General features: G+C 70.3%; 14 protein-coding genes. 4 read left to right on the top strand and 10 right to left on the bottom strand.

Features of this window, described 5'->3' with window-relative positions; genetic code table 11:
* Positions 1–71: 71 nt before the first annotated feature.
* Positions 72–353, bottom strand: a complete 282-nt coding sequence (locus tag MFF42_RS18775; RefSeq protein WP_238257113.1) for a toxin-antitoxin system TumE family protein — start codon at positions 351–353, stop codon at positions 72–74.
* A 100-nt stretch (positions 354–453) separates the two neighbouring features.
* Between MFF42_RS18775 and MFF42_RS18780 the strand changes: the two genes are divergently transcribed.
* Complete coding sequence (locus MFF42_RS18780; protein ID WP_238257101.1) at positions 454–1,371, top strand: LysR family transcriptional regulator; 918 nt, start codon at positions 454–456, stop codon at positions 1,369–1,371.
* Positions 1,372–1,443: 72 nt separating this feature from the next.
* Here MFF42_RS18780 and MFF42_RS18785 read toward each other — a convergent pair whose 3' ends face one another.
* The 9 genes from MFF42_RS18785 to MFF42_RS18825 form a co-directional block, all read right to left on the bottom strand.
* Positions 1,444–1,887, bottom strand: coding sequence for a hypothetical protein (locus tag MFF42_RS18785; RefSeq protein WP_238257102.1), 444 nt, complete (start codon positions 1,885–1,887; stop codon positions 1,444–1,446).
* Between the two features lie 148 nt (positions 1,888–2,035).
* Positions 2,036–3,070, bottom strand: a complete 1,035-nt coding sequence (gene obgE, locus MFF42_RS18790; protein ID WP_238257103.1) for a GTPase ObgE — start codon at positions 3,068–3,070, stop codon at positions 2,036–2,038.
* A 183-nt stretch (positions 3,071–3,253) separates the two neighbouring features.
* On the bottom strand, positions 3,254–3,733 hold the full coding sequence (locus MFF42_RS18795) for a hypothetical protein (protein WP_238257104.1): 480 nt from the start codon (positions 3,731–3,733) through the stop codon (positions 3,254–3,256).
* On the bottom strand, positions 3,730–4,329 hold the full coding sequence (locus tag MFF42_RS18800) for a GNAT family N-acetyltransferase (protein WP_238257105.1): 600 nt from the start codon (positions 4,327–4,329) through the stop codon (positions 3,730–3,732). Before MFF42_RS18800 ends, MFF42_RS18795 begins: the two co-directional genes overlap by 4 nt.
* 188 nt (positions 4,330–4,517) lie before the next feature.
* Positions 4,518–4,784 carry a 50S ribosomal protein L27 gene (rpmA, locus tag MFF42_RS18805; protein WP_238257106.1) on the bottom strand — a complete coding sequence of 89 codons (267 nt, stop codon included), beginning with the start codon at positions 4,782–4,784 and terminating at the stop codon, positions 4,518–4,520.
* 46 nt (positions 4,785–4,830) lie between these two features.
* Positions 4,831–5,223, bottom strand: a complete 393-nt coding sequence (gene rplU / locus MFF42_RS18810; RefSeq protein WP_238257107.1) for a 50S ribosomal protein L21 — start codon at positions 5,221–5,223, stop codon at positions 4,831–4,833.
* A 175-nt stretch (positions 5,224–5,398) separates the two neighbouring features.
* On the bottom strand, positions 5,399–5,824 hold the full coding sequence (locus MFF42_RS18815) for a helix-turn-helix domain-containing protein (protein ID WP_238257108.1): 426 nt from the start codon (positions 5,822–5,824) through the stop codon (positions 5,399–5,401).
* Positions 5,814–6,149, bottom strand: a complete 336-nt coding sequence (locus MFF42_RS18820) for a hypothetical protein (RefSeq protein WP_238257109.1) — start codon at positions 6,147–6,149, stop codon at positions 5,814–5,816. The genes MFF42_RS18815 and MFF42_RS18820 overlap by 11 nt, the downstream gene beginning before the upstream one ends.
* A 43-nt stretch (positions 6,150–6,192) precedes the next feature.
* A complete protein-coding gene (locus MFF42_RS18825) occupies positions 6,193–7,752 on the bottom strand; it encodes a helicase HerA-like domain-containing protein (protein ID WP_238257110.1) in 1,560 nt (519 codons plus the stop codon).
* Positions 7,753–7,901: 149 nt separating this feature from the next.
* On the opposite strand from MFF42_RS18825, the gene MFF42_RS18830 reads away from it, so the two are divergent.
* The 3 genes from MFF42_RS18830 to MFF42_RS18840 all read left to right on the top strand — a co-directional run.
* Positions 7,902–8,285 carry a DUF2267 domain-containing protein gene (locus MFF42_RS18830; protein ID WP_238257111.1) on the top strand — a complete coding sequence of 128 codons (384 nt, stop codon included), beginning with the start codon at positions 7,902–7,904 and terminating at the stop codon, positions 8,283–8,285.
* Positions 8,286–8,498: 213 nt separating this feature from the next.
* Positions 8,499–9,497 (top strand): l-ornithine N(alpha)-acyltransferase, encoded by a 999-nt coding sequence (gene olsB / locus MFF42_RS18835; protein WP_238257114.1) that lies wholly within the window; start codon positions 8,499–8,501, stop codon positions 9,495–9,497.
* Positions 9,498–9,572: 75 nt separating this feature from the next.
* The coding region (locus tag MFF42_RS18840; protein WP_238257112.1) for an MFS transporter at positions 9,573–10,214 on the top strand (642 nt) is incomplete at its 3' end.

A 10,214-nucleotide genomic window follows, 5' to 3' on the forward strand; every position in this document is an offset into this window, starting at 1 on the left:
CAGCCCGGCATCGGCGGCGAGGATGCGGGCCTTGGCATCGGCCATGCCGCCAATTCCGATCGAGAGCATTGTCATCTCAGCATCCTCTCGACATCCGCTTCGAAGGCGTCCAGCAACGCCCCCAGAGTGGTGAACATGAAGGGCTCCTCCCGCTCGCCGCGGTGGCGATGATCGCCCTTCCCGCGCTCGTTGTCGTAGCGCAGGACGCAGGTTCCGCCGACGATCAGGGCCAAGCGGTACTTGTACGGGTGCCGGCTTCCCGGCACCGGGCTCGGCACGCGCCAGATGCTGAGCTCGACAAACGCTTCGTCGCTGAGGACTGTCCGGGATCGTTCGAGAAGTACGGCCCTCATGTTGTTATCGCTGACAACACATGTCGCCGTTGTCAAGGACGTGCCGGCCATCATACCAACCCTCAGCCGGCCGAGAACCGGCGCCGCAGGGACCGGGGCCGTGATCGACAAGCTGGAATTCCTGCTGGCGCTCGCCCGCGAGCAGCATTTCGGGCGCGCGGCCGAGGCCTGCGGCGTCACCCAGCAGACCCTGTCGGCGGGGGTGAAGAGCCTGGAGGACCGCTTCGGCGTGCGCCTCGTCCAGCGCGGCTCGCGCTTCCAGGGGTTCACGCCGGAGGGCGACCGGGTGCTCGCCTGGGGCCGGCGCATCGTCGGCGACGCCCGCGCCATGCAGGACGACGTCGCGGCCCTGCGCCGCGGCCTGACGGGCCACCTGCGCATCGCCGCGGTGCCGACCGCGCTGCCCATGGTGGCCGCGCTGACCACGCCCTACCGAGCGCGCTACCCGAACGTGCGCTTCAGCGTCATCTCCACGACCTCGGAAGAGATCTTCTCGCTGATCGACAACCTCGAGGCCGATGCGGGGCTGACCTATCTCGACAACGAGCCGCTCGGGCGCGTCATCGCCGTGCCGCTCTACACCGAGCACTATCAGCTTCTCACCGCAGCCGGCGGCCCCTACGACGACCGGGCCAGCGTCACCTGGGCGGAGCTCGCGAGGATTCCGCTCTGCCTGCTGACGCCGAACATGCAGAACCGGCGGATCATCGACCAGCAGCTCCGCGCGGCCGGCGGCGAGCCGGCGCCGACGCTGGAATCGAACTCCATGGTTGTGCTGATGACCCATGTGCGCACGCTGCAATGGGCGAGCGTGATGCCGGCGATCCTCGCCGACGCGCTGGGGCCGACCGAGGGGTTGCGGGCGATCCCGATCGTCGAGCCGGACCTGCGCCACGCCATCGGCCTCGTCGCCCCCCGCCGCGACCCGGCCACGCCGATGGTGACCGCGCTGGTCAACGTCGCCCGCACCGTGGCCCGCACGCTGGATGCGGACGACTTGGTGCAGGGCGCACCCTGAATCCGGGATCCCAAAGGGATCATCCCTTTGGCGGGGCCGACGGGGCAGCGCCCCGACTTCCCTCGGGAGGAATCAGGTGCTCGGCCGCTGCAGCAGGGCGCATTGGGTGAGCGCACCCTGCTCCCTCCGCATGGAGGCGCAGGTGACGCGGGCGCCGTCCACGTCGACCGTGCTGTGGCGCTTGGCCTGCGCCCCGTCCTGGGCCTGCCGCGCCGCCTCGCGCAGGCGATCCGGCGCGATCCCCGTCACGGCGTGGCCCGCCTGCACGAACAGCGTCTCGTAGTCCGCCGGCGCGGTCTCGCCCTTGTACTGCGCGCCGACGGAGGATTGGTCTCCGGCGCAGGAGAGCGTCAGCCCGGTCCGCGGGCCGGCGTCGAACCGGGCGAAATCGGCGCCGCGCTCGGCGACCTCGGCCTTGGTCGCGGCCCGCACCCGCTCGATCAGGTCGGCGCAGGACGGCTCCGCCACGGCGGGGGAGGCGGCGAGGACGAGGAGAAGAGCGAGAGCGCTGCGCATGGCCCGATGTTAGGCCGAAGCGGCAAGTCCCGTCTCCGGGCGCGCGCTGAGGCGTAGCGCCGCTCCGGACACGGGTGCCGATGCGCTCGATCATTGATGTTGCATCGTCGTTTTCCGAAAGCCGGCGACCACCTTTCGGGACGATGCACTAGGGATGCCACGGCTCGGCGGGCCCGTCCGCCTCCTCCGTCGCGTCCTGTCCGTCGAGTTGGGCCTGGATCGCGCGCAGAGCCTCCTGCACCCCCTGCCCCGAGGCCGCCGAGAGCACGAGCGGCTTGCCGCCCGCCGCCCGCTTGAGCCGGGCGACCTGCTGCTTGAGCGTCTCGGCGTCGAGCGCGTCCGCCTTGGACAAAGCCACGATCTCCGGCTTGTCGGCCAGCCCCCCGCCATAGGCTTCGAGTTCGCGCCGCACCAGCTTGTAGGCCTTGCCGGCATGCTCGCTGGTGCCCTCCACGAGGTGGAGCAGCACCCGGCAGCGCTCGACATGGGCGAGGAAGCGATCGCCGAGGCCCACGCCCTCGTGCGCGCCCTCGATCAGGCCGGGAATGTCGGCGAGCACGAACTCGCGGGCATCCGAGCGCACCACGCCGAGGCCGGGATGCAGCGTGGTGAAGGGGTAGTCGGCGATCTTCGGCTTGGCGGCGGTGACGGTCGCCAGGAAGGTCGACTTGCCCGCGTTCGGCAGGCCGACGAGGCCGGCATCGGCGATGAGCTTGAGGCGCAGGATCAGCCACATCTCCTGGCCCTCCTGGCCGGGATTGGCGTGGCGCGGGGCGCGGTTGGTGGAGGTGGTGAAGTAGGCGTTGCCGAAGCCGCCATTCCCGCCCTTGGCGAGCCGCACCCGCTGGCCGACCTCGGTCATGTCGGCGATCAGGGTCTCGCCGTCCTCGGCGAGAACCTGCGTGCCCGCCGGCACCTGGAGCACCGCGTCCTCGCCCTTGGCGCCGTGGCAGTTCGAGCCCATGCCGTGCTCGCCCTTCCGCGCCTTGAAGTGCTGGCGGTAGCGGTAGTCGATCAGGGTGTTGAGCCCCTGCACGCACTCGATCCAGACGTCGCCGCCCCGCCCGCCGTCGCCGCCGTTCGGGCCGCCGAACTCGATGAACTTTTCCCGCCGGAACGAGACGCAGCCGGGACCGCCGTCGCCGGAGCGGACGTAGACCTTGGCTTCGTCGAGGAATTTCACGGTGCTTCTCTCAGGTTCGGGACGCCGGTGGTGCTGGTCATCGAGGGGCGATGATCCCGATCATCACCCCTCGCCCGCGCGAATGCGCGGCGGCGAAGGCAAGCTTGCGTAGCCTGCTTAGACTTGGCTTCGTCCGCCGGACGCAGGCAGCCCGACCATCGGCCGGGTTGCCTGCACTGTCGTCTAACTTTCGCTGCGACGGCACTGGCCGTCGAGGTTGAGGTACTGGATGCTGCGCAGGCCCGCCTCGAACCACCCGCCGGCATCCGGCTGGCGGCCGTTGGCGCCGCCGTCGCCGTAGAGGTTGATCTGGATCGCCCCGTCCGGCGAGCGCAGGGTCGGTGCTTCGCCCGAACGATCGTAGGTCCAGTTCGGGCGCTCGTCGAACAGGGTCTGCGATCCGTCCGCCTCGCGCTGGAACAGCTGCCCGTAGGCGGTGCCGCCGCCCGCGGGAGAGGCGAAATAGAAGCCGACCTTCGGCGTGCGGCCGGCGAAATTGTAGAACTCGCAGTAGAGCCGGCTCTCCCCCCGAGGTTTCGGGGCGGGCGCCGCCACGGGCTCGATCGGCGGCGGCGGCTCCTCGCGGGTGATCGCGAAGATCAGGCTGCCGAGGGCGATCGCGGTGAGGCCGGCTCCGATGCCGGCGACCGTTCGCGTCCTCACGGCGAGGGCCTCCCCGCCGCCGTCCCGTGCCGGTCGAGCCACGCCGCCCGGTCGAGCCGGAAGGTGTGGCTCGGGACGATCCCGCCGCGCGCCGGGAAGACCGGCGCCGATTCCCCGGTGAGGCGGAACCCGCACTTCTCCAGCACGCGCCGCGAACCGGTGTTGCCGATCATCGCCGCCGAGGCGAGCACCCGCCCGCCGGCATAGGCGAAGGTGGCATCCACCAGCGCCTCGGCCGCCTCGGTCATCAGTCCCTCGCCCCAGAACGGGCGCCCGAGCCAGTAGCCGAGATGCGGCTCCGGCTCGTCCGGCCTGGTCTCGACCGAGACGATCCCGATCAGGTTCGCGGGCGAGGCCCGCCGGCACAGGGCCATGATCAGCCCGTCGCCCGCGGTGTTCGCGGCGCGCGCCCGGATCACGAAGCGCTCCGCCTCGTGCAGCGGGAGCGGCGTCGGGATCCGCGCGGTCCTCTCGGCCACGGCCGGATCGCCGGCGAGCCGAGAGACGGCCTCGGCGTCGCGGGCCATGGGCCAGCGCAGCCAGAGCCGTCGCGTCTCGATGCGGAAGACGTCGTCGCGGGTGAGATCGGGGAACATCGTGAGCCGGTGAGTGAAGAGCGCCGTGCGGCGCCGTCCGGGACGACGAAGGGGGAGGATGGTGCCCCATCCTCCCCCGTGTTCCGATCCGCTCGAAGCTTCGCCTGAAGCCTAAGCGACTCGTCCGCCGGTTCGGTGTGGGACACCGGCGGGACGCTCGCTTCGTCGTCAGCGACAAGCGTCCGCCGTTACTCCGCGGCCTGGGCCACCGGTACGACGGTGACGAACGCGCGGCCGCGCCGGGTCTCGAACTGCACCTTGCCCTCGGTCAGGGCGAACAGGGTGTGGTCCTTGCCCATGCCGACATTGGTGCCGGGATGCCACTTCGTGCCGCGCTGGCGCACGATGATGTTGCCCGGAATGACGGCCTCCGAGCCGAACTTCTTGACGCCGAGGCGCCGGCCGGCGGAATCGCGGCCGTTGCGGGACGAGCCGCCTGCTTTTTTGTGTGCCATGGGATTGCTCCGGAATTTCTAGATCTGCGTTCGGGAGGCGCGCCGATTACTCGGCGGCGGCCGGGGCGGACTCGGCGGCCGGCTCGGCCTTCCGGGTCTTGCGCGGCTCGGCCTTCGAGGTCTTGCCGCCGGCGCTGATCTCGGTGATGCGCACGACCGTGAAGTCCTGGCGGTGGCCGCGGCGGCGGCGCGAGTTCTGGCGGCGGCGCTTCTTGAAGGCGATGACCTTCCGGGTGCGGCCGTGCTGGACGATCTCGCCGGTGACGCCGACGCCCGACAGGAGCGGGGTGCCGATCTGGGTGGCATCGCCATCCGTGAAGAGCAGCACGTCGCCGAAGGTGACGGAGGCGCCGGCCTCGCCCTCGAGGGTGGCCACGGTGATGACGTCGTTGGCGGCAACGCGGTACTGCTTGCCGCCGGTCTTGATGACTGCGAACATCGTTGTCTCTCGTGTTCTCTGCCGGCCTCCGGCGCTCGAGGCGCCTGGGCCGTCTTCTTGTTCAGGTCATCCGCGTCACCCGGGCTTGGCCGTGAGCGCGCGAACGCGAAACGCGCGGACTTCGTCGAGGAAGCCGCGCGTTGCATTGGTCGGATAGTGGTGGATCGCTGGTCTGTCAATCCGCGCGGTCGCGCCGGCCGGCCGGACCGGGAGCGGCCAGCACGGCATCGACCAGGCCCGGATCGCGGTCGATGACCGCGAGCAGCACCCGCGTGGCCGGATCGGGGACGTGCCGCCCCTGGTCCCAATTCTGAACCGTGTCGAGTTCGAAGCCGAAGCGGACGGCGAAGTCGGCCTGGGACAGGTTGAGGCGGCTGCGAATCGCCTTCGTGTCCACGTCGGGCACGCTTAGCAGCCGTGCGTCGACACCGAGCAAGCGGAGCTGGGCGACAAGCGCGTCGGGCGTCTCGCTCCAGAGGCAGACGGCCAGAGCCTCACCCTCCGCGATCCGGTTCAGGACGGAATGCGACCGCTTCAGCGACAAGCCGTGCGCGCTCAGGAGGCGGACCAGATCGACGGGCCGGCAGATGTCATCCGTCATCGCGAGACGAAGACGGATGGGGGAACCGGAAGGGGCGCTGTCGGCGGCCGCGGGTGCGCCCCGTCGTGCGAGTGCCTCCTTCAACGACAAGCCCTTGGACATCGGCTTCCACCATCATCTTCCGGGCGACCGTGTTGAGCCCTTGCCGGCCGAGGGCACCCGGTTCGAGACCTTGGATATGCGCGTTCGCGATGACGAGAATCCCGGCGCGGATGCGGACCTCTCCGATCAATTCGAACGTGCCGACCGGGGTCGCGATCGCGACGAGCATGACGTCACGATCGACGAAGGAGATCTCGATCGAGACGTCGTCGAGACCCCACATATACGCTTCACGCGTATGGATTGGAAGGGGCCATAACCGACGCCTACCGCTTCGTCAGTCCCCCCAGCACATTCCGCAGGATCGCGTTGCCCACCTCGGTGCCGACCTTGCGCGCCATCGAGCGGGCGGCGTTGCCGATGACCTGCTCGGCGAGGCTGGGCGGCGGGCGCCGGGTGCGGCCGGTTCCCTTGCCTGCCCCTTTGCCCTTCGGCGCTTCCTCGCCGCTTCCGAACAGGCCGCCGAGGAGCCCGCCGAGCATCCCGGAGAGCCCGCCCTCGCTCTGGGCCGCCGCCTCGGCCGGGGCGGAATCCAGCCCCTTGCGCTGGGCCAGCATCTCGTAGGCGCTCTCGTTGTCGACCGCCTCGTCGTATTTCCCGCGCATCGGGCTCTGCCCGATGATCGCGGCGCGCTCCGCCGACGTCAGCGGCCCGACCCGGCCCTGGGGCGGGGCGATCAGCGCCCGCTCGACCATGGAGGGCGTGCCCTTGGCCTCCAGGAAGCTCACCAGCGCCTCGCCGACGGCGAGTTCGGTGATCGCCTTTCCGACATCGAAGCCGGGATTCTGCCGGAAGGTCTCGGCGGCGGCGCGCACGGCGCGCCGGTCGCGGGGGGTGAAGGCGCGCAGCGCGTGCTGCACCCGGTTACCGAGCTGGCCGAGCACCGTCTCCGGCACGTCGAGGGGGTTCTGCGTCACGAAGTAGACGCCGACGCCCTTCGAGCGGATCAGGCGCACCACCTGCTCCACCGCGTCGAGGAGCGCCTTGGGGGCGTCGTTGAACAGCAGATGCGCCTCGTCGAAGAAGAACACGAGCTTGGGCTTGTCGAGATCGCCGACCTCGGGGAGCTGCTCGAACAGCTCGGAGAGCATCCACAGCAGGAACGAGGCGTAGAGGCGCGGCCGCTGCATCAGCTTGTCGGCGGCCAGAATATTGACGAAGCCCCTGCCCTCCCGGTCGGTGCGCATGAAGTCTTCGAGGTTGAGCGCCGGCTCGCCGAGGAATTGGTCGGCGCCCTGGTTCTCCAGCACGAGGAGCGCCCGCTGGATCGCGCCGATCGAGGCGCCGGAGACGTTGCCGTAGCTGGCCGACAGCTCCTTGGCGTTCTCCGACAGGAAGGTGAGGAGCGCGCGCAGGTCCTTCAGGTCGATCAGCGGCCACTGGTTCTCGTCGGCGACGCGGAAGGCGATGTTGAGCACGCCCTCCTGGGTGTCGTTGAGTTCGAGCAGGCGGGCGAGCAGGAGCGGGCCCATCTCGGTGACGGTGCAGCGGATCGGGTGGCCCTGCTCGCCGAACACGTCCCAGAACACCGTCGGGAAGCGGTCGGGCTCGTAGGCGATCCCGAGCTCTTCCGCCCGCTTGACGAAATGCGGCTTGGCCTCGCCCGCGGCGGCGAGCCCCGAGAGGTCGCCCTTGATGTCGGCGGCGAAGACCGGGACGCCCGCGTTGGAAAAACCTTCCGCCAGCACCTGCAGCGTCACGGTCTTGCCGGTGCCGGTGGCGCCCGCCACGAGGCCGTGGCGGTTGGCGAGCCGTAGGGTCAGCACCTCGGGCTTCGGCTGCGGGTCCGTGCTCCGGCCGACCAGAATCGTCCCCTCGCCCGCCATCGCGCACCCTCGCTCGAACCGTGACCGTCGTGAGCGACAGGGTATGGCGCCGCACCCGCCCGATCCAGAGCCCGCGCGCGGCGGGCAACCCTTGATTTCGCCGCCGCCCCGTCGGACAGACGAAAAACCTGCCAGAGAGGAAGCGTTTCATGGAAGAGCTGATTGCCCGCGTGACCAACCGCACGGGCCTCGACGCCGCGACCGCCAAGACCGCGATCGGGCACATCCTCGCCTTCCTGCAGAAGGAGGGGCCGGCGACCGAGGTGAGCCAGCTGATGGCCGCCCTGCCGGGGTCCGAGGCGGCGCTCGCCGAGGCGAATGCGTCGGAAGGCGGCGGCCTGATGGGCATGCTCGGCGGGATGATGGGCGGCGGCGTGATGGCGCTCGGGCAGAAGCTGATCTCGGCCGGCGTACCGATGAATCAGATGCAGCCGCTCGGCCAGGAACTCTTCGCCTACGGCCGCGAGAAGGCGGGCGAGGACGTGATGGGTCCGATCGTCGGCTCGATCCCGGGGCTGAACCAGTTCGTCTGAACCGTCAGGGATCGACGCCAAGCCCTTGTGATCCTTAGCCGGTTTCGTTCGCCGGCTACCACGAAAGCCTTGCGCGGGGCCCGACGACGGCTGCGCGCAAGTCTCTGTCAAAACACGAAGTTCTCCGTCATAAAAGCGTGCGGCCTTCATGATGTTGTCGCCGCGCAAGAGGACGCATCGCGCTGCCTCCGCCGCGACGGGATCGTGTCGACCATGCTGCCGAATTTTTCCCCGCGCGAGGCGACGGCCGCGTGGAAGGCCGGCTGGGAGACCAAGGTCCAGGCACCCTTCGCCCGCTTCCGCCAGACCTTCGAGGGCAGCGACCTCGCCCTGCCGGGGGCGGCGCCGATCCTGCTGAAAGCCCGCGCCAAGCGCTTCCTGCTGGAGCCGGGACTCGATCCCAGCCTCGGCCGCATCGGCGCGCTCGAAGTGCGGCTCGCCACCACCAAGTCCGAGATCCGGCGGGCGCAGCGCCTGCGCTTCCGCGTGTTCTACGAGGAGATGTCGGCGGTGCCGACCGGCATGGCCGCGCTCAAGCGCCGGGACGTCGATGCCTACGACGCGATCTGCGACCACCTCCTGGTGATCGACCACGCCGCGACCGAGGCGAAGCCGTTCCGCAAGGCCCGCCCGAAGGTGGTCGGCACCTACCGGCTCCTGCGCCAGGACCGGGCGGAGGCGCATTTCGGCTTCTACTCCTCGGGCGAGTACGACCTCGCGCCCCTTCTCGAGCGCCATCCGGGAAAGCGCTTCCTCGAACTCGGCCGCTCCTGCGTGCTGAAGCCCTACCGCACCAAGCGCACCGTCGAACTGCTGTGGCACGGCATCTGGACCTACGTGCTGCACCACCGCATCGACGCGATGCTCGGCTGCGCCAGCCTGGAGGGGACCGATCCGGACCGTCTGGCGCTGCCCTTGAGCTTCCTCCACCACCACGCCCGCGCCCCCGAGGCGTGGCGGGCCCGCGCCCTGCCGGAGCGCTTCGTCGCCATGGATCGGCTGTCGAAGGAATCGGTCGATCCGAAGGCCGCGCTGATGGCGCTGCCGCCGCTGGTGAAGGGCTATCTCCGGGTCGGGGCGACCTTCGGCGACGGCGCGGTGGTGGACCGCCAGTTCGGCACCACCGACGTGCTCGTGGTGCTGCCGGTCTCGGCGATCTCGGCGCGCTATATCGGCCATTTCGGCGCGGGTGCGGATCGGCACGCCGCCTGATCGCGGCGGGTTGCGGAGCGGGGTGAAGCCGGGTCAGGCAGGCCCCTCCCACCCCTGACGCCCCGTCGCAAGGTCATGTCCGCCGTCACCGCCCCCGTCTCCGATCGCGACCGTCTCGGCGCGATGACCGCCGCGATCGCCTGCGTGGCGGTGGTGGGCACGGGGCTCGGCCTGTCGATCCCGCTCCTGTCGCTGGAAATGGAGCGGATGGGCGCCTCGAGCGTCGTCATCGGCCTCAACACGGCGATCGCCGGGTTCGCGGCGATCGTCACGGTGCCTTTCGTGCCGCGGCTCGCGGCAAGGGTCGGCGTGGTGCGCCTGCTGATCCTGGCGATCGTGCTCGGCGGCCTGTGCCTCGCTGCCTTCAAGCTGCTTCCGAACCTCGTCCTGTGGTTCCCCCTGCGCTTCGTCTTCTCGACGACGATGGGCGTGCTGTTCGTGCTCTCCGAGTACTGGATCAACGACGCGGCCCCGCCCGAGCGGCGCGGGCTGGTGATGGGCATCTACGCGACGGTGCTGGCGATCGGCTTCGCCATCGGGCCGACCCTGCTGACGCTGCTCGGGACGGAGGGCTTCGCGCCGTACCTCGCCGGCTCGGCCCTGTTCTTCCTCGGCCTCACCCCCCTCGTGCTCGCCCGCAACCTCTCGCCCGCGCTCGGGCACGACGAGGGGGCCGGGATCGTGACCTATCTGCGCCTCGCGCCGCTCGCGGTGCTG

Source organism: Methylorubrum podarium (assembly GCF_022179745.1).
Lineage (GTDB): Bacteria > Pseudomonadota > Alphaproteobacteria > Rhizobiales > Beijerinckiaceae > Methylobacterium > Methylobacterium podarium.